The organism is Arthrobacter sp. UYNi723, assembly GCF_054057635.1.
Genome location: NZ_JBSRZM010000002.1, coordinates 170,638 through 193,579, shown reverse-complemented (window position 1 = coordinate 193,579; position 22,942 = coordinate 170,638). Strand labels below are relative to the sequence as shown.

The following is a 22,942-nucleotide window of genomic DNA, read 5'->3' as shown; positions in this document are numbered from 1 at the left end:
GTTGTGAACCGCTATTTCGAGACCGTCGACGCCCGGCACATCATCCCCCAGATTTTGCGCATCAATGTACTAAGTATTTGATACAAACATCTCGGGGTCAACAGGCTGTGGCGTCGCGGCCGGGCGTGCCGAAAACCTAGTCGTCGAAGGGCTTGAACTGCTCCACTGCCACGATGCGGCGCCTGTTGTCGATGGCCACGTGGCACACCACCAGCTCACCAGGGGACAGGTACGGGTCAGCGTCCGGCAGGAGCGCGCGCACGCGGCCTGGCATGTGCTTGCCCAGCTGGCCCAGGATGGTGGGCAGTGCGGGACGGTGCGTGCAGACGGCGACGGGCCGTGCCTTCTCCAGGAGCGACTCAACGGCGGCAGCGGTTTTTTTGGGGGTCCTGGCGTGCCGGTGTTCCGTCAGCGCTTCCACCAGTTTGACCTTGGCCCCTGTTGCCCTCAGGTATGGCGACACGGTTGAAACGCAGCGCTGCCAGGGACTCGTCACCACGCGCGGTGGCTTCCAGACCTGCAGCAGCCGGCCCACGGCCTGCGCCTGCCTGATTCCCGTCGCGGCCAGGGGCCGTTCACCCTCGGCTTTGGACCAGGACGAGCGGGGCTTGGCCTTTGCATGCCGCACCACAATCAGCGGCCACGTGTTGAGGTCACCCCTGCCATGGGCTGCCCGCAGATACTCCAAGGGAACGACGTCGGTCGGATTGGACAGCAGCCCCGCGGCCGTTTCAGGGGCGCACCACACCACGCGGTCCACCTCCTTGCCGTCGGGAACGAGGTGGGCGCCGTTGACGTGGACCGCCCAATAGTGGACCACTTTCAGTCCGGTCGCCACCCGGTAGTGGATGGGTGGCAGCGGAATGCCCAGGGGCGCATCAAGTCCGATCTCCTCCTGCACCTCACGGGCCGCGCATTCGGGAAGGGTCTCGCCGGCGTCGATCTTGCCTTTGGGCCAGGACCAGTCGTCATATCGCGGACGATGGATCAGCAGGACTTCGAGACCTTCGGAGTTGATACGCCAGGGCAGCGCCCCCGCGGCGACGACGGCGACTGCCTCGCCGGGATGGTCTGTTTGGTCTGCTACGAGGATGTCGCTCGCCAACGCCGTAGCCCTACCGCCGGCTCAGGCTGCGCTGGCGGGTGCGCGACGCCAGCAGCCAGGACTGGATGTCGTCGAGGTGGCTGCCGTCGTCGGCAATGTGCTGCCGGTTCCACAGGCCCTGGCTATCCAGATGCCAGCTGGCTGTCTCCGGATCCATGTAGCGGCGCAGCAGGTTAAGGACGTAGCTGATGTCGTCGGGATTGGACAGCTGGACCAGGGCCTCGACCCTGCGGTCCAGGTTCCGGTGCATCATGTCGGCGGAGCCGATGTAAACCACAGGATCGCCGCCGTTTGCGAAGGCGAACACCCGGGAGTGTTCCAGGAATCGGCCCAGCACGGAGCGCACGGTGATGTTGTCGCTGAGGCCCGGAACGCCGGGACGCAGCGAGCAGATGCCGCGCACAATGACGTCCACCATCACGCCGGCCTGGGACGCGCGGTAGAGGGAGTCGATGATGGCTTCGTCCACCATGGAGTTGACCTTGATCTGCACCCTGGCGGCCAGTCCGGCCCGGGCGTTGCGGATCTCGGTCTCGATGCGGTCGATCAGCCCGGAGCGGACGGAGCGGGGAGCAACCAGGAGCCGCTTGAACGTGGACTTCGGCGCATAGCCGGAGAGCTGGTTGAACAGTTTGGAAAGGTCCTCGCCCACCTGGTCGTTGGCGGTCAGCAGGCCAAGGTCCTCGTAGTAGCGGGCCGTGCGGGGGTGGTAGTTGCCGGTGCCGATGTGGCAGTAGCGGCGCAGTCCGTCCACTTCCTGGCGGACCACCAGCGACAGCTTGCAGTGGGTTTTCAGGCCCACGATGCCGTAGACCACATGCACGCCGGCCTGTTCCAGCTTGCGGGCCCAGGAGATGTTGGCCTGCTCGTCGAACCGGGCCTTGATCTCCACGAGGGCCAGCACCTGCTTGCCGGCCTCGGCGGCATCGATCAGGGCGTCAACGATGGGGGAGTCGCCGGAGGTCCGGTACAGGGTCTGCTTGATGGCCTGGACCTTGGGGTCCGCGGCCGCCTGTTCCAGGAACGCCTGCACGGAGGTGGAGAAGGAGTCGTACGGGTGGTGGAGCAGGATGTCGCGGCGGCGCATGGCCGAGAAAACGTTGGCGGCCTTGGACGTCTCGGACTCGTTGAGGAACCGGGACGTGTGCGGCATGTGCTTGGGGTAGTGAAGGTCGGCACGGTCAATTCCGGCAATGACGGACAGGCCGCGGAGGTCCAACGGAGCCGGGAGCGAGTACACCTCGGACTCTTCCACTCCGAGCTCACGGATGAGCAGGGCCCGGATGTTCGGGTTGATGTCGTGGGTGACCTCGAGACGGACGGGCGGGCCGAACCGGCGGCGCAGCAGTTCCTTCTCCAGCGCCTGCAGGAGGTTCTCGGCGTCGTCCTCTTCCACCTCGAGGTCCTCGTTGCGGGTGACGCGGAAGATGTGGTGTTCCAGGACTTCCATGCCGGCGAAGAGCTTGTCCAGGTGGACGGCGATGACTTCCTCAAGCGCGATGAAACGCGCCACGCGTCCCGCCACGGCCCCGGCCCGCGGACCGTCGATGGAGATCAGGCGGGGAAGCTGGTCCGGAACCTTGAGGCGGGCGAAAAGTTCCTTGTCACTCACGGGGTTGCGGACCACCACGGCCAGGTTGAGGGAGAGGCCCGAAATGTAGGGGAACGGGTGTGCCGGGTCCACGGCCAGCGGTGTCAGGATCGGGAAGACCTTTTCGGCGAACATGGCGCTGAGCTGCTGCTTGGCGGTGTCGTCCAGTTCGTCCCAGTGCATCAGGTGGATGTGCTCATAGGCCAGGGCGGGGCGGATCTGTTCGGCGTAGACCTGGGCATGGCGCTGCTGGAGTCGGTGGGCTTCGTCCCCGATCTTCTCCAGCACCTCCACCGGGCTAAGGCCGGCAGGGGAGGGCACGGCGAGGTTGGTGGCGATGCGCCGCTTCAGGCCCGCCACCCGGACCATAAAGAACTCGTCCAGGTTGGACGCGAAGATGGACAGGAAGGCCACGCGTTCCAGGAGGTGGAGCGTAGGATCTTCGGCGAGCTCGAGGACACGGGAGTTGAAAGCCAGCCAGCTGAGCTCGCGGTCCAGGAAACGGTCCGGCCGGATGTCCCCTTCGGGCACAAGGTTGGGTGCAAACTCGGGGATGTCGATCCGGTCCTGCGTTGCGCGCGAGGCAGGGACTTCAGATGAGCCGAAGCGCGCGCGCACCGGCGCTGAAGCGCCCTCGGACGTGACTGTTCCGGCGGGTTCCGGTTTCATGGTCTCTCCTCTTACCTGGCGCTTGATGTTGGCCTTCGGCCGGCGCGGTTCTTTACCAACCTTACAATCAATCAGCGTCCACAAGCCCTAGATTTCGGGCCACCCGAAGTCGTTAGTCACACGAGTGGGATAACTCACCCGGGCGCCACTAAACGGAGGCCAGCGGTCCGTACATCACGTCCATATCCCAGCGTGTGAAGCCCAGGCCCCGGTAGAGGGAAACGGCAGCGGTGTTGTCGGCATCCGTGTAGAGCATGACGGCGTGAAGCCCCAGGCCCTGCAGATGCCTGATGCCAGCCACTGTGAGTGCTTTGCCCAGGCCAATACCTTGCGCGGCCGGTGTGACGCCCACCGCGTAGACCTCGCCAATCGCCGGGTGGGCGCCGTGGCGCGGATGCACCTTGGTCCAGTGGAATCCCAGCAACCGGTCCTCGGCGTCCACGGCCAACAGGAAGCCGGCGGGATCAAACCAGTCCTCGGCCATGCGGGCATCCAGGTCCGCGCGGGACATCGAGCCCTGCTCGGGGTGGTGGGCAAATGCGGCGCGGTTCGCAGCCAGCCAGCGGTCCTCGTCCTTGCCCGGCACAAAGGCGCGGAGTGTGACGCCATCCGGCAGGCCGACGTCGGGCAGTTCTGCCGTGGCGGTGGTCAGCCTCATCTTCCAGAGTTCGCGCACCGGACCGTAGCCGTAGCGGGCGGCGAGGTCCGCGGCTGCCTCGTGGTTGCCGTGGGACCAGGCCTTCAGTCCATCCAGGCCTCGCCCCGACTGGAGTGCGCCGACAAGCCGGTCCGCCACGCCCTGGTTGCGGTAGCTGGGGTGGACGGCAATTTCCAGCACTCCGCTGCCGTCCGGCTCCTCCACAACAACGGCAAACCCGGCCAGGTCCTGGCCGGAGGAGGGATCGGAGTCCTCGTCCGGCGCGTAGAGCGCCAGGGTCAGGAGGGAGTGCTCGGCAGAGTCCCCGGCGCGGAGCGTCACCACCGTTTGCTCGGAAAGCGAGGGGTTGCCGTCAGACTCCTCGGCAGCTGCGAGGAGCGCCACGCAGTCCTTCAGCAGCTGTTGTTCCAGACCGCCGTGGACAATAAGGACGGGCCATTTTTCCGGGTGCGCAGGACTCATGAGGCTAGGCTATACGCCCCGGCCGGACGGCGCTCCGATTTGATGGCCTCGGGGCAGGCACGTATAGTCAATATCTCACCCGCCGGTAACGGTGGGAAACGAGGGGGATCCACCAGTGGGGTGGCCTCGATACGTTCGACCCGTATGTCCTCCACAAATACAGCCTGACTAAGACAGCAACAGCCCCGGACCACTGGTCCGGGGCTGTTGCTGTCTGAACGGTGTCAGGCTTCCGTCAGTTCGTCTTCCTGCTGCCGCACCAGGGTCAGGCGGTAGCCGACGTTCCGGACCGTGCTGATCAGGTTTTCGTGGTCCGCGCCGAGTTTGGCACGCAGCCGCCGGACGTGGACATCCACGGTGCGCGTGCCGCCGTAGTAGTCATAGCCCCACACTTCGGTGAGCAGTTGCTGGCGGGTGAAGACGCGGCCGGGGTGCTGGGCCAGGTATTTGAGGAGTTCGAATTCCTTGAACGTCAGGTTCAGCGGGGCGCCGTTGACGCGGGCAGTGTAGCTCGCTTCATCGATGACCACGCCTGCCGCCCGGATCTCCGTGGGGGCGTCATCCTTGTCCGGAACTGCCCGCGCCACGGAGAGCCTGATTCGGGCTTCCACTTCGGCGGGACCGGCTGAATCGAGCACGATGTCATCCACGGCCCAGGCCGAAGAAACAGCGGCCATACCGCCCTCGGTCAGGATCAGGACCAGAGGTGCGCTCAAACCTGTGGCCTTGAGCAGCTGGGTGAGGGAGCGGGCGCCCACCAGGTCCTTGCGGGCGTCGAGGAGCACAATATCGCAGGGATCGGTGTCCAGCAGGGCTGTGGGTTCCGCGGCGAGGATGTGCACGCGGTGGTTCAGCAATTCCAGGGCAGGCAGAATGTCTACCGAAGAACCGGTGCTGTTCGTCAATAGCAGGATGTGCGACATTGTTCCTCCAAGGGGCGTCCGCGCATCTTCGGGCGACTGAACCGGGTTTTCACCGGCCGGTACTATCTCACTGCAGCGGACTTGGCCGACTAAGAATCTATCCGGCCGGCATCCGTAGCAGGAAGCGTAGCTGAACTCTGAGTATACCCACCGGCCTGCACGACAGCACGGATTCCGCCCCCTCAAACGTTCGTTTTGCGACATATCCGGGTCACATAAGGCAGGATTGAACCGTCGGGCAGAACGCCCTGACACCGAAGGCCGAGCCGCCGGGTCCACAGCCAGAATGGGATGCCACGAATTGAGTGCAGAGTCGAAGCCGAAGCGAACCGGCCGGCCGGGTTCCCGATGACCGCCGAGGTGCAGGCTCCGGCAAAGTCACTGGGCTCGTGGGTCATCGGTGTTGTCGGGGTGGCGGGGCTCGTAGCGATCATCGCCGGCGTCTACATCTCACGCGAGGCACTCATCGGCGTCGCCGCGGTGATTGCTGTGGCGGTAGGCATCGGCTGGCCCCACTTTCTCCGCATCCCCGCGAAAAAGACCCTTGCAGCCGTCATTGCGCTGCCCGGCGTCGGATCGGCGCTCGCTGCCGGTTTTGTCCCCGCCCCGGGTTTCCTGGACTGGACGCCTGCATTTATGGCGTTGGGAATGATGGCCGTGTTTGTGGTGCAGCTCATCCGAGGCACGGGCCAGGCCCAGCGGCTTGAATCCACCCTGGGCTGCTGCGCCGGTGTGCTCCTCTCGTGCCTGGGGGCAGGCTGGGTAGCCGGCGCGCGCTTCAACGGCGTGCGGGAGATGCTCCTGGTGGCAGCCATCAGCGCTGCCGTGGCTCTGCTGGCCGGCCTGATCCGCTGGCCGGACAGCATCGTGGCCCCCCTCGGCATCGTGATGGCAGGACTTGCCGGGCCGCTCGCCGGCCTGGTCTTCTCCGATATTGCCGTTCTGCCGGCGGCGATCTTCGGTGTTGTGGTGGGCGCCGTACTGGTCAGCTTCCGCCGACTCGTAACACTCCGCGGCGGTCCGCTGAATCTTTTGGCTGCGGTTAGCATGGGCCTTGCGCCGGTTTCGGCCGTGGGCTCCCTGGCTTACTTCATAGACAAACTACTCATCTACTAACCGGTTAGGATGGCATCATGTCCGTACTTGCATTTGAAATCTTCTTCCTCGTCCTGCTCGGCATCGCCAGCCTGTCCATGGCCTGGTTCGCCGGCTTTGTGGTTTACCGCCTCTTCAAAGGCCAGAAGTAAACCCGTTCAACGAGCTAGCATTTTCCTGAGGTAATTGCCGTGCCGATAGAAATTCCTACAGACCTGACACCGGAACTTGTTCCGCTTTCCTGGCTCATTGGTGAGTGGGAAGGCAGCGGCCGTCTCGGCAGCGGGGACGAGGACTCGGAGCACTTCCTCCAGCATGTCTCCTTCACGCACAACGGCCTGCCGTATCTTCAGTACCGCGCGGAGAGCTGGTTAACCGACGACGACGGCACGCGCCTGCGGCCGCTGACAGTTGAGACCGGTTTTTGGGCGCTGGAGCGCAAACAGCTTGATGCCGACGGCGGACCGGGCCTGATTCCGGCCGATATTGTTCCCGCGCTCAAGAGCGCCGATGAGGTCGAAGCGCTGCGCAATAAAGACGGCGGCTTCGATATCTCGGTGTCCATCTCACATCCCGGCGGGATCTCCGAGCTCTACTACGGGCAGATCAAGGGCCCGCAGATCCAGCTCACCACCGACATGGTGATGCGCGGCAGCCATTCCAAGGACTACAGCGCGGCCACCCGGATCTTCGGCCTGGTGGACGGCAACCTGCTCTGGCGCTGGGACGTGGCTACAGGCGGAACATCGCAGCCCGGCAAGGGTCTCGAAGCGCACGCCTCGGCTTTCCTGAAAAAGGTTTCCTGACTCCCTGCCGCGTCACCGATTCTCAGTAGACTTGGCATCCTGGGCTTCACCCACGAGTGAATCGAGGAGCGTCATGGCTGCACCGCAGGACTCCACTGATTACAGCGACCTGAAGGCTGTGTTCTTCAACGGCACCCTGAAACGGTCGCCGGAGACCAGCAACACCGAGGGCCTGATCAACGTCAGCCGCCTCATCATGGAGAAGCAGGGCGTCAGCACCCGCGTGATCAGGACTGTCGATCACGACATCGCCAGCGGTGTTTACCCGGACATGACCGAGCACGGCTGGCCGTCCGATGAGTGGCCGGAACTGTACCCTGCTGTTGAAGAGGCCGACATTGTGGTGGTGGCCGGTCCCATCTGGCTGGGTGACAACTCCTCCCAGACCAAGAAGCTGATCGAACGGCTCTACGCCCACTCGGGGGAACTCAACCCCAAGGGCCAGTGGGTGTTCTACCCCAAGGTTGGCGGCTGCCTGATCACGGGCAACGAAGACGGCATCAAGCACTGTTCCATGAACGTCCTGTACAGCCTGCAGCACGTCGGCTTCACCATCCCGCCGCAGGCCGACGCCGGGTGGATCGGCCCGGTGGGCCCCGGCCCGAGCTATCTCGACGAAGGCTCCGGCGGCCCCGAATCCGATTTCACCAACCGCAACACCACATTTATGACCTGGAACCTGCTGCATTTCGCCCGGATGCTCAAGGACGCCGGCGGGATTCCCGCCTACGGCAATCTTCCTGAAGAATGGAAAGCCGGAACACGCTTCGACTTCGAGAACCCGGAATACCGCTAACGCCGGCCACGGTGGTTGACCCACCGGTGGTCGAGCTTGTCAGGACCCGCTGCCCGAGACCGGAATACCCACAGACCTAAGGACGTTCCCCCAGTATGACTACTCCCAGCCCCCTACTGTCGCGCCCCGGCGCCGTCGAGGCCACCGGCGCGGACGCCGGCGTCGCATCCCACTACGGTGAGCCGCTGCGTGAGCAGCGCGCCCTCGCGGCCGGTACCGCCGTCGTCGACCTCTCCCACCGCGGCGTGGTGACGGTCAGCGGTCCGGACCGGCTGACCTGGCTGAACACCCTGTCTTCCCAGCAGGTCACCGGCCTGCAGCCGGGGGAGTCAAGTGAGTTGCTGCTGTTGAGTGTCCAGGGCCGGATCGAGTTTGACGCCCGTGTAGTGGACGACGGCGGGACCACCTGGCTGATTGTTGAGGCCGCCGAGGCTGCACCGCTGGCTGAGTGGCTGAACAAAATGAAGTTCATGCTGCGCGTCGAGGTCACCGACGTCTCCGCCGAGTGGGCAGTTCTCGGGTCCACCAAGACTGTGGAGGAATGGTCCGGACTGCTGGCCTGGCGGGACCCCTGGCCGCACGTCGGCGCCGGCGGCTACTCCTACGCTGTGGTTCCGGAGGAAGGGCACCCGGGGCTGGAGCGGCCCTGGATCGAGTATCTCGTGCATGCCGCTGAACTTGAGGACACTTTGGCGGACCGCCCGCTCGCCGGTGTTATGGCGGCCGAAGCCCTCCGCATTGCCGCGTGGCGCCCCAGGCTGGGCGCCGAAACCGACGACAAAACCATTCCGCACGAACTGGACCTCCTCCGCACCGCTGTGCACTTGTCGAAGGGCTGCTACAAAGGCCAGGAGACCATCGCCCGGGTGCACAACCTGGGCCATCCGCCGCGGCGCCTGGTGTTCCTGCAGCTGGACGGATCGCAGCACACCATGCCCGCGCCCGGCAGCCAGGTCATGCTGGGCGAGCGGAAGGTCGGAACGGTGACCTCCGTTGCCCAGCACTATGAAATGGGCCCGGTGGCGCTGGCCGTTATCAAACGGTCCGTCGCACCGGACGAAATGCTGACCGTGCTGGACGGCGAGGAGCCTTACATCGCTGCCCAGGAAGTAATTGTTGCTCCCGACGCCGGCCAGGTAGTGGGACGCCAGACTGGATTCCTGAGGGGGACCCGCCCATGACCGAGAACACCGCACCCGACGCCGCTACGCCCGACGCCGCTACGCCCGGCGCCGCCAAACCCGAGGCCACCACCAACGACGAAGCGGTGGCGTTGGCGCACCGGCTCTTCCAGGCTGCCCGGGAGGGGGACACCGGTCTGCTGCGGACCTATCTCGAGGCCGGGGCGCCCGCCACCATGACCAACACCGCGGGCGATTCGCTGCTGATGCTGGCCGCCTACCACGGCCACGCTGAGACGGTACAGCTGATCCTTGAGCACGGCGGAGAGGCCAACACGGCCAACGACCGCGGCCAGACCCCCTTGGCCGGTGCAGCATTCAAGGGGTATACGGACGTGTCCCGCGTGTTGCTGGACGCCGGTGCAGATCCCGACGCCGGCAGCCCCTCCGCCCGGGCTGCCGCGCAGATGTTCGCCCGCACGGACATCCTCGATCTGCTGGGCAACTGAGGCTTGGAAAATGTAGCGCGGCCTTGGCCAGCCCTCTGGTCCCTGGTCATCGGGTTCTTTATGATCCTGATCGACACCACCATCGTTTCGGTGGCCAACCCCAGCATCATGGAGGGACTGGGAACGGACATCAACGCCGTGATTTGGGTGACCAGCGCCTACCTGCTGGCCTACGCCGTGCCGCTGCTGATCACTGGCCGGCTCGGCGACCGCTTCGGACCCAAGAAGCTCTACCTCTCCGGCCTCGTGGTCTTCACGCTCGCCTCCCTCTGGTGCGGGCTGGCCGGTGACGTCCAGACGCTGATCACGGCACGGATCTTCCAGGGTCTGGGCGCCGCCATCATGACGCCGCAGACCATGGCGGTGATCACCAGGATCTTCCCGCCGGACCGCAGGGGCGCCGCCATGGGCCTGTGGGGCGCCACCGCGGGCCTGGCAACGCTGGTGGGACCAATCCTGGGCGGCCTGCTCGTGGACAGCCTCGGCTGGGAATGGATCTTCTTCATCAACGTGCCGGTCGGCATCGTTGGATTTATCCTCGCCTGGCGGTTCGTCCCCACCCTCAGCACGCACCCCCATAAGTTCGACATCCCGGGCGTGCTGCTCAGCGCCGTCGGGCTGTTCCTCCTGGTGTTCGGCATCCAGGAAGGCGAGACGTACAACTGGGGGACCATCGTGGGCCCCGTCAGCGTCTGGGGTCTCATCATCACGGGCATGGTGGTGCTTGGGGCGTTCATTCTCTGGCAGCGCTTCAACAAGGGCGAGCCGCTCCTGCCGCTGGGCCTGTTCCGGGACCGCAATTTCTCCTTGGCAAACATCGGGATCACCACCGTTGGCTTCACCGTGACCGCCTTCGCGCTGCCGCTCATTTTCTACTACCAGCTGGTGCGGGGCATGACGCCCACCGAATCGGCGCTCATGATGGTTCCCATGGCCCTCATATCCGGTGGCCTGGCGCCTGTGGTGGGCAAAATCATCGACCGGGTCGATCCGAAGTACATCACTGCCGGCGGGCTGGTCCTGATGGCTGTGGCGCTGTTCTGGAACTCGGCTCTGATGCACCCGGATACCCCCATCCTGCTCTTCCTCCTGCCCAGTGCTGTCCTGGGGTTCGCGAATGCCGGCATCTGGGCGCCCCTGAGTTCCACGGCCACGCGCAATCTGCCCCCACGTCAGGCCGGGGCAGGTTCCGGGGTCTACAACACCACCCGCCAGATCGGCGCGGTACTGGGCAGCGCGGCCATCGCCGTGCTCATCCAGGCGCGCCTGGCCGCGGAGCTTCCCGCCCAAGGTCCCGGGGCGGGCGGAATGGAATTCTCCGGGCTGTTGCCTGAGGCGCTCCATGAGGGATTCTCGACGGCGATGGGACAGTCCATCCTGCTTCCTGCCGGTGTGATCCTGGTGGGCGCAGCCGTGGCACTGTTCTTCGCCAAGCCTAATTTAGTAGCGGGCTGGGGCGGTCAGCCGGCGGCTCCGGCCGTAGAGGACGCCACCCGGGCGTCCTAGGCGGCGTCGTCCCAAGTAGGCAGGCGTTCTAAGCGGCGTCAGCCCAGGTGCACGCTGGTCTGGATGCCGCCGGCGGACAGGCCCAGCTGACGTGCCAGGGCCACGGCGCCGGTGTTGCTGACTTCGGCACGCCACTGGACGGTGAGGCCCGCCGCGAGGGCCTCGTGGGCGGCGATCGATGCGGCCACGGATCCCAGTCCGCGGCGCCGCCACTCGGGGTCCACCAAGACCCCCATCTGCGCGAGAAGTCCTTCCCATTCCCCGTAGGCGCCGCAGGCCACCGGAACACGCCGTCCGTCCATTTCGTGGAGGATCGTGTAGCGGTTCTCAAGTTCTGACAGGTGCACTTCGTTGACGTCGTCCGGCGGGCACAGGCCTTCGAGCTCGATCGCTTCCGGATTTCCATGGGACACGGTGAGCTCTTCGGAGGGCTGGCGCAGGGGCATGTCGTCGGCGAAGAACAACGCCGCCGAGCCCAGGCCGTGGCCTCCGTGGGACCGGGTAAGGGTCAGGAGGGTCACATGATGCGCCATCTCCTCGTCCGGAATTCCTGCCGCGGCGTCAATGACCCATTGCGGCCCCACCAGTGCCGAGCTGCCGAACAGCCTGACGAACTCAACAGTCTCTGCAGCGTCGTCGGCCCTGACCATCCGCTCGCTGGAAGTCAGCGACGCAGCGAAAGCGCCGTCGTCGAGCCCCAAATGCCGGGCCCAAGCGAGCTGGATGATGGCGGCGGAACCGGGGTCAAGAGTCATATCCCCAGCCTACCCAGCACAGGGAAGCGCGAACGGACACTTGAGGCCCCACAGGTGAGGGCCTCAAGTGTCCGTTCGCGCAGATCGGGCTTAGCCGAACAGGACCGCAGCCTCGTCGTAGCGGTTCTGCGGTACGGTCTTCAGCTGGCCCAGGGCCTTGTCGAAGCTCACGTGTTCAATGTCGGTACCCTTGAGCGCCACCATGGTGCCCCAGTAGCCCTCCACCACGGAGTCGATGGCGGCCATGCCCAGGCGGGTGGCGAGCACGCGGTCGAACGCGGACGGGACGCCGCCGCGCTGGATGTGGCCCAGGATGGTGGCACGGGTCTCGATGCCGGTGCGGGCTTCGATCTCGGGGGCGAGCCGGTCCGCGATGCCGCCCAGCCGGGGCCGGCCGAACGTGTCCAGGCCGCGCTCGGAGTGCGGGGATTCCATGTGGTCCGGAACAAAGCCCTCGGCCACAACAATCAGCGGCGCGCGGCCACGGTCGTGGGCTTCCTGGACCCATTCGGTGATCTGCTCGATGCTGACCTTCTGCTCCGGGATCAGGATGGCGTGCGCACCGGCGGCCATGCCGGCATGCAGGGCGATCCAGCCCACGTGGCGGCCCATGACCTCGGCGATCATGCAGCGGTGGTGGGACTCGCCCGTGGTCCGGAGCCGGTCGATGGCCTCGGTGGCGATCTGTACGGCCGTGTCGAAACCGAAGGTGTAGTCGGTGGCGTCAAGATCGTTGTCCACGGTCTTGGGGACACCCACGATCTTGAGACCGACGTCGGTAAGGCGTTTCGCGGCCGCGAGGGTCCCTTCGCCGCCGATCGCGATGATGGCGTCAATGCCCAGACGGTCCATGTGGGCCTTGATGACCTCCGGCCCGCCGCCGTTTTCAAAAGGGTTGGTGCGGGAGGTGCCAAGGATGGTGCCACCTTGCTTGGCGATGCCGCGGACCATGCTGCGGGGGATGTCGATGATGTCGCCTTCGACGACGCCGCGCCAGCCGTCCAGGAACCCCACGAATTCGTGGCCGTGGATGGCGATGCCCTTGAGGACGGCTCCGCGGATGACAGCGTTCAGTCCGGGGCAGTCGCCGCCGCTGGTAAGAATTCCAATTTTCATGTCTCGGCTCAAATCCTGGTGTGAAGGTGTACAGGCAGAGCGCCACGCTGAGCTCATCTAGATTGTAGTCGGCGGTGTGCGTTACGACACAAACTGGTTACAAAAGCCCCCGTTCCATGGCAAGGACCACTGCGCGGGTCCTGTCGTCCACGTCCAGCTTGTTGAAGACCCGCAGCAGGTGCGTCTTGACCGTCGCCTCGGCGATGTGGAGCGCCGTGGCCACCTCGGGATTGCTCAATCCCTGCGCCACGCAGCGAAGGACCTCCACCTCCCGGGCCGTCAGCCGCGGCAGTTCAGGCGCGCGCATCCGCGAGACCAGGCGTGCCGCCACCGGCGGAGCGAGAACCGTCTCACCGCGCGCTGCAGCGCGCACGGCCTCGATGATGCGGTCCCCGGCCGTGTCCTTCAGGAGATAGCCCACCGCCCCTGACTCCACGGCGCGCATGATGTCGGAGTCGTCGTCGTAGGTGGTCAGCACCAGCACCTTGGTGTCAGGAAACCGGTCCCGGATCTGCGCGGTGGCGCTGGCGCCGTCAAGGACGGGCATCCGCAGGTCCATCAGGACGACGGCGGGGTGCAGCCGGCTGACAGCGTCCACCGCCTCCTCGCCGTTGGCCGCGGCGGCCACCACATCGATGCCGTCCGCGGTGTCCAGCAGCGCAGCCAGGCCGCTCCGGACCACGGGGTGGTCATCGGCGAGGACAACTGTCACAGTTTCCGGGAGGCTCATGTCACGGCTCCGGGCAGGGGTGCGTCCGTACCGCGGGTCCCTGGCTCGGCGTCCGTGCCGCCGGGCCCGAGGGCCTCGGTGGGGACCACCGCCACCAGCCGGGTGGCGCCCGGCGCGGAAGTGACCTGGAGCCGGCCACCGATTTCGTCCAGCCGGGCAGCCATCGACTTCAGGCCGAATCCCTGGTGATCCGCCGAGACGTCAAAGCCCTGCCCGTTGTCCGTGACGGTCAGCCGGAGCAGCGGCGGGCCGCCGGCAGGGATATCCATCAGTACCTCCGCGGCCGTGGCTCCGGAATGCCTGCGGACGTTGTTGAGTGCCTCCTGGGCCGTCCGGAGCAGTGCCACCTGCTGTGTGGACGGCAGCGGGGGCAGGTTGTCGGGTAGCTCCACGGTCAGCCGGATGCTGTCCAGGTGCAGGGTATCCGGCAGCCGCTTCAGTGCCGCCAGGAGGTCGCCGCCCTGGACATCGGACGGGACGCCGGAGGCCACCAGGGCACGGGCTTCGGCCAGGTTCTCCCGGGCGGTCCGCGTGATGGCGGTGAGGCTGCGCACCAGCCCGGAGGGGGCCTCGGGTTGCGCCCTGAGTTGGGCCTGCGCCGCTTCGGAGAGCATGGCGATGGAGGTGAACCCCTGGGCCAGGGTGTCGTGGATTTCCCGTGCCATCCGCTCACGCTCAGCCAATGCACCGCGGGCCTGTTCCGCATTGTTCAGTTCGTGGCGGGTGGCCTCGAGCTCGGCCAGCAGTTCGGCACGCTGTTCGCTCTGCTCAATGACTTTCGAGATCCAGAGCCCGATCATGCAGCTGGCCACGAACGACGTCACCAGCTGGGCCGTGATGCCGTAGACCTCCGTGCCGGCAAGTCCCCAGCGGCTGATCTGGCCAACGGCCACGCCGACGCACAGCACGGCGGTGGCTGCTACGCCCTGGCGCTGTGAGGATGTGAACATCCAGACCTGCGGGAAGGCCACAAACAGCAGGACCCCGGCGCCGTCGTACACAAAGGACAGGAACACCACCACCGCCACCAGCAGTGCTACGTAGATGGTGGGCCGCAGTGTCCGGAGATCCTTGGTCCGGGTCAGGAACGGATACGCGGTCCCGAGGAGCACTAGCGCCCCAACGACCAGGGGCGTCCCGGCCTCGCGCTCGTGGCCGAAGAGGGCGAAATAGGAGACACTGGCCAACGCAGCGTAGAAACCGGCGTGCCACCAGACCATGGAGGTGGCCCACACGGACCGTGCCGGCAGCAGCCGCTCGGTCCGTCCGCTCATATAGCTCATGGGTGCACCCTAGGTTTCGCCGGCATGGATGGTGAGGTCCAGCTGGTCCACGGCCGTGAGGGTCCCGCCTTTGGGCAGGCCATACGTTTTGTTGAGGCCGCGCACGATGATGGCATCAGGGGATTGCCGCTGCCCGGGGATGAGGGAAGTGTTCATGCTTCCAGCGTTGCAGTCCCGGGGTGCCGGTCAACAGGCCCGGCCGGTTGAATCTGTTGTCCACCGGCCGGTGGACAAGGACAGCAGAAAGGCCCCCGCTCCTGGAAGGAATTCTCCGGGGAGCGGGGGCCTTGCGGTTCTGACCTGTGGTCAGCTGATGGAGCGGCGGTCCAGGAATTTCTGCAGCGGGATGGAGTTCTGCTGGTCAGGAAGGACCAGCCACGCTGCGATGTAGAGGACGACCGCGGGGCCGGGGAGGAGGCAGAAGACCAGGAAAGCGATCCGGACGAATGCCACATCCACGTTGAGCTTTGCTGCAATGCCGCCGCACACACCTCCCAGCCAGCGTTGGGGTCCACGTTTCAGGCCGAAGCCCCTGACGATGCTGAAGAACTTGTCCATGGTTCAAGACTTCCCTGTTGTGGGTTCGTTGTCACGTTTCCGGGCCGAGAGCAGCCCGCCGATCACCAGCGCGGCGCCGGCGCCGATCATCAGGCCGATCAGCACGTAGGTGCCGTTCAGGGTCACCACATGGGCGATGATGATCAGGGCGGCCAGCGCCATCACGATGAGGCCCCAGACTACCGTTCCCACCCGTGTGGGTGTGGGTCCGGCCGCGTCGGTGTGCACCGTCGTCGGGGTTTGCGGGGTAGACGAATCCGGTGCCGGATCGAAGCTGCTCATGTCAGTTTCCTTCCTGGATGGTGACGTTGCTGAGGGTGCCGTCGATCCGGATGATCAGGTGGCCGCCTGGCTTGTCGGTGTTGTAGCTGGTTTCCTGGGAGGTAATGCCGCCCCGGTGGTTGGTGCCTTCGTTGAGGTTCCCCAGCGTCATGTCTGCCCTCACGTCCACGGGAATGTTGCTGGGGAGGATCACGGTGACGTTGCTTGCCGTGATGTCCAGGGGAACCACGACGTCTGAGTCCAGCGGGGCTTGCGCGGCCAATTGGGTGAGGTCAACGGTTCCCCGGCCTCCGGTGACGCTGAAGCCATCGGCCGCCTGCTGCTGGCTCGCCGGTGCCCAGTCGACCTGGGTGAAGCGGACCCTGTCGCCGTTGCCCACAACGTTGAAGATGCCGCCAATCACCAGGGCAACAACGGCGAAGAAACCGAGGATTCCGGACGTCCTGCCGCGCAGGCCCGCGATCAGGATGCCCAGGCCCAGGACGGCTGCACCGCTGGCCCAGACGATCGCGTTGGCGGCGTCACCGAGGTTGATCACGTTGCCGGCGTCCAGGGCTTTGAGCCCGCCACCCACCAGGAGTGCTGTTCCGGCTGTAATGGCTACTGCCGGGGCGCCGGGGCCGGAGGGGCGGACCCTGGGTGCGCGTGCCGGGCCCTGCGGTGGCTGGTAGCCGCCGTAGGCACCGCCGTCGCTGCCGCCCCCGCCGTAGCTGCCGCCGCCGTAGCTGCCCCCACCATAGGGCGGGCTGACGCTCGACGGCGGGACCGGAAGGTAAGGTGCGCTGCCGGTCGCGCCGGTCGCGCCGGACGTGCTCGACGTGCGGGTAGAGGCGGAATCCGTGGCCGCAAACGGCGAGGCATAGGGGGTTGTGGGATAGGCGGTTGTGGGGTGGTCGGCCGAGTAACCGGAGTTTGCGCCGGCCGGCTGCGGTGTCGCGTTCATGGGAGCTCCGTTCCGGGCCTTGTTGCGTTGGGTCAGGTAATAGATGAAGTAGATGGCGCCGCCCACCCAGAAGACGGTCCAGAGTAATCCGCCGAAGCCGTTGCGGCTCCAGCCCCAGAATCCGCCGCCCAGCCCGGTGAGCCCCACCACGGTGGTGATCAGGGCGCCTGTCATGCCGCTGGACCAGCGGCCGGCGCCGGCTTCCTGGACGTGGATGCGCCCGTCGGGTTCGGGAAGGAATGCCCAGGCCAGGCCGTAGAGCAGGACGCCGATTCCGGCGAAGAGGGTGAGGACAATGAAGATGCCGCGGACAATCAGCGGATCGATGCCCATCCGGTGCGCGATGCCGCTGGAGACACCGCCGATCCACCGGTCGCGTCCGCGCTGGATGCCGTGGCTCCGGACCCAGGTGAAGAAGTCACCGGACTGCCCCGGCGCTTTGGCGCTGGAGTACGGGCCTGCGGACGGGCCGGAATACGGGCTTGCGTACGGGCCCGAATAAGGGCCGGCATAGGGACCGGCGGCCGGGGGTGTGTCCTGCGAAGCAGCCGGGGGTGGCAGCAGGGGTTCGGTTGGCTGGTCCGGGTCGCGTGGGGGGAGCGGTTCCGTGGGCTGGCCGTCATCGGGGGTGGGGGTCTGGGAGTTCATACTTCGATCCTGCCGTCCGGGGCGGCGCAGCTCTACTGGGGAACACCCTGACTCGCCCCTGAGTTACCCCCGGTTCAGGCCGGAATCGGGTCCGGGGAACCCTGATCCGTGCTTGGATTGACACATGACCACCGCCCTCACCCGCCCACCGCTGGTCCGCAGCAGCGACCGCGTCATCGCGGGCGTATGTGCCGGCCTCGCGGCGCATCTGGGCTGGCCGGTGAAAAGCGTGCGGATCGGAATGGCGCTCGCAACCCTCGCCGGTGGTGCCGGGCTGGCCTTCTATGCGTGGCTGTGGATCATGGTCCCCACCGCCGACGAAAGTGCCCGGCGCAATGCCAGGCGTCCGGCGTCGCCCATTGCCCCGGCCGTCAGCCTTGACCCGGCATTCAGCGCTGGGCCGCCCTCGGCGGCGCCGTCGCAGGGTCTGCCCGCGGCCGCTCCCTGGTGGGGAAATCCCGACGCCGGCACTAACGTCCCAGGGGTTTCCCCCGGCGGGCCCGCTGGGGGAAACGGGTCGAACTACGGGGCCGCCGTGCGGCCGCCGTGGTTCCGGGTCCGCAGCATGCGCTATGGCAAGGAGATTCTGCTGGGCACCGGCCTCCTCCTCGTGGCGGGCATCATGATTGCCCGGCTCCTGGGCGTGGACGTGCCCCTGGAGACCCTTATCCCCGCGGCTGCCGTGCTGGGCGGTGCAGCCATCGCCTGGATGCAGCTCGACGAAACCCGCCGCGCGGGGCTCGTGGACAAAACCAAGGCCGGTCAGGCAGGCGGCTGGGCGCGCCTGGCCGCCGGATTGGCGCTGGTGGTTGCCGGCGTGCTGGTGATGGTGTCCGGTTCCGGATCCTGGGAACAGACCTGGCTGGCGCTGCTGGCATCGGTGGCGGTGCTGGGCGGCGTGGTGCTGGTACTCCTTCCGTGGGCCCTCAAATTCTGGCGGGACCTGGAAACTGAGCGGGCGGGCCGTATCCGTGAAACGGAGCGCGCCGAGATCGCTGCCCACCTGCACGATTCCGTCCTCCAGACCCTCGCCCTGATCCAGCGGCGGGCGGGAAACGAGCACGACGTTGTCCGGCTCGCCCGGGCGCAGGAACGTGAGCTCAGGAGCTGGCTGTTCCAGGACCCGGGTAAGGAGGCGGGCCAGCTTTCGGACCGCATCAAGGCCGTGGGTGCCGAGGTGGAAGACTCGCTCGGCAACGCCGTGGAGGTGGTGAGCGTCGGGGACACGGCCATGACCGAATCCCATGAAGCCCTGGTCCAGGCCAGCCGTGAGGCGATGCTCAATGCCTCCCGGCACGGCGGCGGGACCGTCTCTGTCTACCTCGAAGTTTCCGATGGTCGGACGGAAATCTTCATCAAGGACAGGGGGCCGGGCTTCGACCTGCAGGATGTGCCCGAAGACCGTCTCGGTGTCCGCGAATCGATCATCGGACGCATGAAACGCCACGGCGGGTCCGCCTCCATCACCAGCACGCCGGACGGCACTGAGGTGCGGCTGGGAATGCCGGCACTCCAAACGGAAAACGCGGAAGGGAAATCATGAACAACGTACAGGGGACCGGGCCCATCCGCCCCGCAACGCCGGTCAGGGTGGTCATCGTGGACGACCACGCCATCTTCCGCTCGGGACTCAAGGCCGACCTCTCTGAGAGCATCCAGGTAGTGGGGGAAGCGGCAACGGTTGAGCAGGCCATCGCCGTGATCGCGCAGGAGCGTCCGGAAGTGGTGCTCCTGGACGTGCACCTGCCCGGTGGTCTGGGTGGTGGCGGCCGGGAAGTCATCGCGGGTTCCGCGTCGCTGCTGGCCACCACCAAGTTCCTGGCCCTGAGCGTCTCCGACGCCGCCGAGGACGTGGTGTCAGTCATCCGCGCCGGTGCCCGGGGATATGTCACCAAGACGATTTCCGGGGCCGAGATCACCGACGCCGTGTTCCGAGTCGCCGGCGGCGACGCTGTGTTCTCACCCCGGCTGGCCGGCTTCGTGCTGGATGCCTTCGGCACCGCTCCGGCCGATATTGCCGACGACGAGCTGGACAGGCTTTCCGCGCGCGAGCTTAAAGTGATGCGTCTGATCGCCCGGGGCTACAGCTACAAGGAGGTGGCCAAGGAGTTGTTCATCAGCATCAAAACCGTGGAAACCCACGTGTCGGCTGTGCTGCGCAAGCTCCAGCTCTCCAGCCGGCACGAGCTGACCAAGTGGGCCGCCGAACGCCGCCTCCTCTAGCTAACCGGCCCCACCCGGACGCTCTCTCACATAATGTGCCCTTTTCCCCAACGCTCTCCCACTTGATGCGGCTTAAGCGCAAACGCTCTATCACTCTCCTAAAGAAAGTGATAGAGCGTTTGAGTTTTTCCTGCAGGAAGTGAGAGCGTGCCTACTTGGCCTGGCCAAGGAAGTCCTGGAGCCGGGCGACGCCGGTGGCCAGGTCCTCGTCGCCCAGGGCGTAAGAGAGCCGCAGGTAGCCTGAGGGGCCGAACGCCTCACCCGGCACCACGGCTACTTCAACCTCATCCAGGATCAAAGCAGCCAGTTCGGCTGAGGTCGACGGCGTTGCGGTGCCTGCCGCCGTCGGGAATTCCTTCCCCAGCAGCGCACGGACGTCCGCGTAGACGTAGAACGCACCCTTCGGCGTCGGGCATTCAACACCGTCGATCGCGTTCAGGCCGGCAACGATCGCCTTGCGGCGGCGGTCAAACGCCACCTTCATTTCGTCGACGGCGGTCAGCGGTCCGGAGACAGCGGCGAGGGCTGCGATCTGCATGATGTTCGAAACGTTGGAGGTGGCGTGTGACTGCAGGTTGGTGGCCGCCTTGATGACGTCGGCCGGGCCGATCATCCAGCCGACCCGCCAGCCGGTCATCGCATAGGTCTTGGCGACACCGTTGAGGATGACCACTTTGTCGCCGAGTTCCGGGGCTGCCGTGGCGATGGAGGTGAACGGGACGCCGTCGTACGTCAGGTGCTCGTAGATCTCGTCGGTGACCACCCAGAGCCCCTTGGCGGCGGCCCACTTGCCGATCTCGGCCACCTGCTCCGGGCTGTACACGGAGCCCGTGGGGTTGGACGGCGAAACAAACAGCAGGATCTTGCTCTTGTCCGTCAACGCGGCCTCAAGCTGCTCAACGGTGACCAGGTAGTCCTGCTCAGGACCGGCGAACACCTCAACAGGGACACCGCCGGCGAGCCTGATGGCCTCCGGGTAGGTGGTCCAGAACGGCGTGGGAACAATCACTTCGTCGCCCGGATCCACCAGCGTGGCGAAGGTGTTGTACACGGCCTGCTTGCCGCCGTTCGTCACCAGGACTTGGGCAGGATCCACGGCGTAGCCGGAGTCGCGCAGGGTCTTCTCCGCGATGGCTTTTTTGAGCTCCGGCAGGCCGGCGGCGGGGGAGTAGCGGTGGTACTTGGGCTGGCTGGCGGCCTCAATGGATGCCTTGACGATGTAGTCCGGAGTGGGGAAATCCGGTTCCCCCGCCCCGAAGCCAATAACCGGCCGGCCAGCTGCCTTCAGCGCCTTGGCCTTGGCATCAACAGCCAGGGTTGCGGATTCGGCAATTGCGGAAATGCGCTGGGAAACGCGGGCGGCAGACATGGCAGGGTCCGTTCTTCGCTTGCAGCCAGGAGGCTGAATGGTGGAATTCGACGTGATCTACTCTATGCTGTTCAGCGGATCGTTCGGGCTGCCGGCGTGGATGTGACTGCAGGTCAACTCACCCACGAGGGCGGATTGGACGGTCCGGAATGAGGCTGGTTCGACGTAGACGAAGTTGTTGCGTAGACTGGTTCTCCGGTGTTGAAAACACGGATGATGACGTGCGCCCCAGTGCAAACTGCGGAAGTTTGTCAGGATGCTGTTTTCGATCCATAGGGTAGTGGCGCAATTGGTAGCGCAGCGGTCTCCAAAACCGCAGGTTGCAGGTTCGAGTCCTGTCTGCCCTGCGCAAGCTGTTCCGGCGGAATGCCGGAGCAAGCGCAGCAACCATGGTTCTGATCAGAACCGGGTAATCCAACATTGCAAAGATGAGCGAGGACCAGGTGACCGAAACAGCTGCCAGCAGCTCCAAGGGCCGCCCAGCTAAGAAGGACGCCAAGGCAAACTTCTTCGCTCGTATTGCACTCTTCATTCGCCAGGTCATCGGCGAACTGAAGAAGGTTGTTGCACCAACCCGCAAGGAACTGATCAATTACACGCTCGTGGTGCTGGTGTTCGTGGCCATCATGATGGTGATCGTCAGCCTGCTGGACATCGGTTTTGGAACCGCGGTCAGCTGGGTCTTTGGCGGGATCGCTCCCACGGACCGCTAAGGCATATCGTCCGCAGGCCGCGTGGCCTTGTCCGGGTAAACCGGAAGAATCCACGCGGTGTGCGGAATTGAGCCATTTAAATAGGCATGTTAGGCAATGAGGAAGCAGGAGACCAAGTGTCTGAGCAGGAGCTCGAGGTAACCGAGACTGAGCTGGAAGAGTCCACGGACAACACGGCGGCCCCCACGGCTGAAGCCGGTGAAGAGTCCGAGGTTGAGTCCGCTGCGCCCGAATCCGCCGACGCCGATTCCGCCGACGATTCAGACGATTCAGAGGATGCCGATTCAGAGGATGACGCCGTAGAAGGCGAACCTGCTGAAGGCGACTCAGAGGGCGACGACGCTGATGCAGACGCCCTGGCAGCCGCGGCCGCCAAGGCCGAGGTTGACCCCGCCGACGAATTCAAAGCCAAGCTGCGCCGCCAGGAGGGTGACTGGTACGTCATCCACTCCTACGCCGGCTACGAAAACCGCGTCAAGGCCAACCTTGAGACCCGCATCCAGACCCTGGACATGGAAGATTACATCTTCGAAATCCAGGTGCCCATGGAAGAGGTCGTTGAGATCAAGAACGCTCAGCGCAAGGTCATCAACCGCGTCCGGATCCCCGGCTACGTCCTGGTCCGCATGGACCTGACAGATGCCTCCTGGGGCGCCGTCCGCCACACTCCCGGTGTTACCGGCTTCGTGGGCAACGCCCACAACCCGGTGCCGCTGCGCCTCGACGAAGTCTTCTCCATGCTCGCGCCGGTCTTCGAAGAAGAGCAGGCCGAAAAGGGCAAGCCCGTCAAGCACGCTGCCGCCCAGATCGACGTCGACTTCGAGGTCGGCGAATCGGTCATCGTCAAGGAAGGTCCGTTCGAGACCCTCCCCGCCACGATCTCCGAGATCAAGGTGGAATCCCAGACCCTCGTGGTGCTCGTATCGATCTTCGAACGCGAAACCCCGGTCACGCTGGCATTCAACCAGGTCAGCAAGATCTAGTTACCCGCACAGAATTCGTTCCGGACTGCCCGCTTAGCAGCCCCGGAACGGCCGGTCGCCTCGCCATGGCGGCCAAAAACCTGAGGCACGCTCCTGTG

General features: G+C 65.6%; 23 protein-coding genes and 1 tRNA gene. 11 read left to right on the top strand and 13 right to left on the bottom strand.

Going from position 1 to position 22,942, the window contains the following annotated elements:
- Positions 1-136: 136 nt before the first annotated feature.
- The 4 genes from ACVWY0_RS02785 to ACVWY0_RS02770 all read right to left on the bottom strand — a co-directional run bounded on the left by ACVWY0_RS02785 (position 137) and on the right by ACVWY0_RS02770 (position 5,408).
- Positions 137-1,105 carry an NUDIX hydrolase gene (locus ACVWY0_RS02785; RefSeq protein WP_485835316.1) on the bottom strand — a complete coding sequence of 323 codons (969 nt, stop codon included), beginning with the start codon at positions 1,103-1,105 and terminating at the stop codon, positions 137-139.
- A gap of 10 nt (positions 1,106-1,115) precedes the next feature.
- Positions 1,116-3,365 (bottom strand): RNA degradosome polyphosphate kinase, encoded by a 2,250-nt coding sequence (locus tag ACVWY0_RS02780; RefSeq protein WP_485835315.1) that lies wholly within the window; start codon positions 3,363-3,365, stop codon positions 1,116-1,118.
- A gap of 148 nt (positions 3,366-3,513) precedes the next feature.
- Complete coding sequence (mshD, locus tag ACVWY0_RS02775) at positions 3,514-4,485, bottom strand: mycothiol synthase (protein ID WP_485835314.1); 972 nt, start codon at positions 4,483-4,485, stop codon at positions 3,514-3,516.
- A 224-nt stretch (positions 4,486-4,709) separates the two neighbouring features.
- A complete protein-coding gene (locus ACVWY0_RS02770; RefSeq protein WP_485835313.1) occupies positions 4,710-5,408 on the bottom strand; it encodes a winged helix-turn-helix transcriptional regulator in 699 nt (232 codons plus the stop codon).
- 348 nt (positions 5,409-5,756) lie between these two features.
- On the opposite strand from ACVWY0_RS02770, the gene ACVWY0_RS02765 reads away from it, so the two are divergent.
- From ACVWY0_RS02765 to ACVWY0_RS02740, 6 genes are all read left to right on the top strand, one after another.
- On the top strand, positions 5,757-6,524 hold the full coding sequence (locus ACVWY0_RS02765) for a hypothetical protein (RefSeq protein ID WP_058931689.1): 768 nt from the start codon (positions 5,757-5,759) through the stop codon (positions 6,522-6,524).
- A gap of 170 nt (positions 6,525-6,694) precedes the next feature.
- On the top strand, positions 6,695-7,309 hold the full coding sequence (locus ACVWY0_RS02760; RefSeq protein ID WP_056344475.1) for a nitrobindin family protein: 615 nt from the start codon (positions 6,695-6,697) through the stop codon (positions 7,307-7,309).
- Between the two features lie 73 nt (positions 7,310-7,382).
- A complete protein-coding gene (locus tag ACVWY0_RS02755; protein ID WP_485835312.1) occupies positions 7,383-8,105 on the top strand; it encodes a flavodoxin family protein in 723 nt (240 codons plus the stop codon).
- A gap of 95 nt (positions 8,106-8,200) precedes the next feature.
- Positions 8,201-9,286, top strand: a complete 1,086-nt coding sequence (gene ygfZ / locus ACVWY0_RS02750) for a CAF17-like 4Fe-4S cluster assembly/insertion protein YgfZ (protein ID WP_485835311.1) — start codon at positions 8,201-8,203, stop codon at positions 9,284-9,286.
- Positions 9,283-9,735: an ankyrin repeat domain-containing protein gene (locus ACVWY0_RS02745; protein WP_485835310.1), complete on the top strand. Its 453-nt coding sequence runs from the start codon at positions 9,283-9,285 to the stop codon at positions 9,733-9,735. Before ygfZ ends, ACVWY0_RS02745 begins: the two co-directional genes overlap by 4 nt.
- Before the next feature lie 3 nt (positions 9,736-9,738).
- On the top strand, positions 9,739-11,241 hold the full coding sequence (locus ACVWY0_RS02740) for a DHA2 family efflux MFS transporter permease subunit (protein ID WP_485835309.1): 1,503 nt from the start codon (positions 9,739-9,741) through the stop codon (positions 11,239-11,241).
- Between the two features lie 38 nt (positions 11,242-11,279).
- Here the strand turns inward: ACVWY0_RS02740 and ACVWY0_RS02735 are convergent, their stop codons facing one another.
- The 8 genes from ACVWY0_RS02735 to ACVWY0_RS02700 all read right to left on the bottom strand — a co-directional run bounded on the left by ACVWY0_RS02735 (position 11,280) and on the right by ACVWY0_RS02700 (position 17,556).
- Complete coding sequence (locus tag ACVWY0_RS02735; RefSeq protein WP_485835308.1) at positions 11,280-11,996, bottom strand: GNAT family N-acetyltransferase; 717 nt, start codon at positions 11,994-11,996, stop codon at positions 11,280-11,282.
- 90 nt (positions 11,997-12,086) lie between these two features.
- Positions 12,087-13,112 carry an ATP-dependent 6-phosphofructokinase gene (locus ACVWY0_RS02730; RefSeq protein ID WP_058931694.1) on the bottom strand — a complete coding sequence of 342 codons (1,026 nt, stop codon included), beginning with the start codon at positions 13,110-13,112 and terminating at the stop codon, positions 12,087-12,089.
- A gap of 97 nt (positions 13,113-13,209) precedes the next feature.
- Positions 13,210-13,842, bottom strand: a complete 633-nt coding sequence (locus ACVWY0_RS02725; RefSeq protein ID WP_485835307.1) for a response regulator — start codon at positions 13,840-13,842, stop codon at positions 13,210-13,212.
- Positions 13,839-15,125, bottom strand: coding sequence for a sensor histidine kinase (locus ACVWY0_RS02720; protein ID WP_485835306.1), 1,287 nt, complete (start codon positions 15,123-15,125; stop codon positions 13,839-13,841). The genes ACVWY0_RS02725 and ACVWY0_RS02720 overlap by 4 nt, the downstream gene beginning before the upstream one ends.
- Before the next feature lie 9 nt (positions 15,126-15,134).
- A complete protein-coding gene (locus ACVWY0_RS02715; RefSeq protein ID WP_485835305.1) occupies positions 15,135-15,281 on the bottom strand; it encodes a hypothetical protein in 147 nt (48 codons plus the stop codon).
- A 150-nt stretch (positions 15,282-15,431) separates the two neighbouring features.
- Complete coding sequence (locus ACVWY0_RS02710; RefSeq protein ID WP_056344450.1) at positions 15,432-15,683, bottom strand: PspC domain-containing protein; 252 nt, start codon at positions 15,681-15,683, stop codon at positions 15,432-15,434.
- A 3-nt stretch (positions 15,684-15,686) separates the two neighbouring features.
- Positions 15,687-15,965 carry a hypothetical protein gene (locus tag ACVWY0_RS02705; protein ID WP_485835304.1) on the bottom strand — a complete coding sequence of 93 codons (279 nt, stop codon included), beginning with the start codon at positions 15,963-15,965 and terminating at the stop codon, positions 15,687-15,689.
- Between the two features lies 1 nt (position 15,966).
- A complete protein-coding gene (locus tag ACVWY0_RS02700; protein WP_485835303.1) occupies positions 15,967-17,556 on the bottom strand; it encodes a PspC domain-containing protein in 1,590 nt (529 codons plus the stop codon).
- Between the two features lie 124 nt (positions 17,557-17,680).
- Here ACVWY0_RS02700 and ACVWY0_RS02695 point away from each other — a divergent pair, with 124 nt between their 5' ends.
- Both ACVWY0_RS02695 and ACVWY0_RS02690 read left to right on the top strand, forming a co-directional pair.
- A complete protein-coding gene (locus tag ACVWY0_RS02695) occupies positions 17,681-19,099 on the top strand; it encodes an ATP-binding protein (RefSeq protein WP_485835302.1) in 1,419 nt (472 codons plus the stop codon).
- The gene (locus ACVWY0_RS02690; RefSeq protein WP_485835301.1) at positions 19,096-19,779 is read left to right on the top strand and encodes a LuxR C-terminal-related transcriptional regulator; all 684 of its coding nucleotides are present in this window, start codon (positions 19,096-19,098) and stop codon (positions 19,777-19,779) included. The genes ACVWY0_RS02695 and ACVWY0_RS02690 overlap by 4 nt, the downstream gene beginning before the upstream one ends.
- Positions 19,780-19,930: 151 nt before the next feature.
- On the opposite strand, the gene ACVWY0_RS02685 is transcribed toward ACVWY0_RS02690, so the two are convergent.
- Complete coding sequence (locus ACVWY0_RS02685; RefSeq protein ID WP_485835300.1) at positions 19,931-21,148, bottom strand: pyridoxal phosphate-dependent aminotransferase; 1,218 nt, start codon at positions 21,146-21,148, stop codon at positions 19,931-19,933.
- A 274-nt stretch (positions 21,149-21,422) separates the two neighbouring features.
- Here ACVWY0_RS02685 and ACVWY0_RS02680 point away from each other — a divergent pair.
- The 3 genes from ACVWY0_RS02680 to nusG all read left to right on the top strand — a co-directional run bounded on the left by ACVWY0_RS02680 (position 21,423) and on the right by nusG (position 22,844).
- A tRNA-Trp gene (locus ACVWY0_RS02680) sits at positions 21,423-21,495 on the top strand.
- Between the two features lie 81 nt (positions 21,496-21,576).
- Positions 21,577-21,861 (top strand): preprotein translocase subunit SecE, encoded by a 285-nt coding sequence (secE, locus tag ACVWY0_RS02675; RefSeq protein ID WP_111906645.1) that lies wholly within the window; start codon positions 21,577-21,579, stop codon positions 21,859-21,861.
- A 116-nt stretch (positions 21,862-21,977) separates the two neighbouring features.
- Positions 21,978-22,844 (top strand): transcription termination/antitermination protein NusG, encoded by an 867-nt coding sequence (gene nusG, locus ACVWY0_RS02670; RefSeq protein ID WP_058931707.1) that lies wholly within the window; start codon positions 21,978-21,980, stop codon positions 22,842-22,844.
- Positions 22,845-22,942: the final 98 nt, after the last annotated feature.

What these genes read in the sequence shown, in the direction of transcription:
- ACVWY0_RS02770 (WP_485835313.1), bottom strand. Translation starts at nt 5,408, where the DNA reads ATGTCGCACATCCTGCTATTGACGAACAGCACCGGTTCTTCGGTAGAC.
- ACVWY0_RS02755 (WP_485835312.1), top strand. Translation starts at nt 7,383, where the DNA reads ATGGCTGCACCGCAGGACTCCACTGATTACAGCGACCTGAAGGCTGTG.
- ACVWY0_RS02700 (WP_485835303.1), bottom strand. Translation starts at nt 17,556, where the DNA reads ATGAACTCCCAGACCCCCACCCCCGATGACGGCCAGCCCACGGAACCG.
- ACVWY0_RS02720 (WP_485835306.1), bottom strand. Translation starts at nt 15,125, where the DNA reads ATGAGCTATATGAGCGGACGGACCGAGCGGCTGCTGCCGGCACGGTCC.
- ACVWY0_RS02715 (WP_485835305.1), bottom strand. Translation starts at nt 15,281, where the DNA reads ATGAACACTTCCCTCATCCCCGGGCAGCGGCAATCCCCTGATGCCATC.
- ACVWY0_RS02780 (WP_485835315.1), bottom strand. Translation starts at nt 3,365, where the DNA reads ATGAAACCGGAACCCGCCGGAACAGTCACGTCCGAGGGCGCTTCAGCG.
- ygfZ (WP_485835311.1), top strand. Translation starts at nt 8,201, where the DNA reads ATGACTACTCCCAGCCCCCTACTGTCGCGCCCCGGCGCCGTCGAGGCC.
- ACVWY0_RS02730 (WP_058931694.1), bottom strand. Translation starts at nt 13,112, where the DNA reads ATGAAAATTGGAATTCTTACCAGCGGCGGCGACTGCCCCGGACTGAAC.
- ACVWY0_RS02690 (WP_485835301.1), top strand. Translation starts at nt 19,096, where the DNA reads ATGAACAACGTACAGGGGACCGGGCCCATCCGCCCCGCAACGCCGGTC.
- ACVWY0_RS02710 (WP_056344450.1), bottom strand. Translation starts at nt 15,683, where the DNA reads ATGGACAAGTTCTTCAGCATCGTCAGGGGCTTCGGCCTGAAACGTGGA.
- ACVWY0_RS02695 (WP_485835302.1), top strand. Translation starts at nt 17,681, where the DNA reads ATGACCACCGCCCTCACCCGCCCACCGCTGGTCCGCAGCAGCGACCGC.
- ACVWY0_RS02745 (WP_485835310.1), top strand. Translation starts at nt 9,283, where the DNA reads ATGACCGAGAACACCGCACCCGACGCCGCTACGCCCGACGCCGCTACG.
- secE (WP_111906645.1), top strand. Translation starts at nt 21,577, where the DNA reads ATGAGCGAGGACCAGGTGACCGAAACAGCTGCCAGCAGCTCCAAGGGC.
- ACVWY0_RS02685 (WP_485835300.1), bottom strand. Translation starts at nt 21,148, where the DNA reads ATGTCTGCCGCCCGCGTTTCCCAGCGCATTTCCGCAATTGCCGAATCC.
- ACVWY0_RS02735 (WP_485835308.1), bottom strand. Translation starts at nt 11,996, where the DNA reads ATGACTCTTGACCCCGGTTCCGCCGCCATCATCCAGCTCGCTTGGGCC.
- mshD (WP_485835314.1), bottom strand. Translation starts at nt 4,485, where the DNA reads ATGAGTCCTGCGCACCCGGAAAAATGGCCCGTCCTTATTGTCCACGGC.
- ACVWY0_RS02725 (WP_485835307.1), bottom strand. Translation starts at nt 13,842, where the DNA reads ATGAGCCTCCCGGAAACTGTGACAGTTGTCCTCGCCGATGACCACCCC.
- ACVWY0_RS02705 (WP_485835304.1), bottom strand. Translation starts at nt 15,965, where the DNA reads ATGAGCAGCTTCGATCCGGCACCGGATTCGTCTACCCCGCAAACCCCG.
- ACVWY0_RS02765 (WP_058931689.1), top strand. Translation starts at nt 5,757, where the DNA reads ATGACCGCCGAGGTGCAGGCTCCGGCAAAGTCACTGGGCTCGTGGGTC.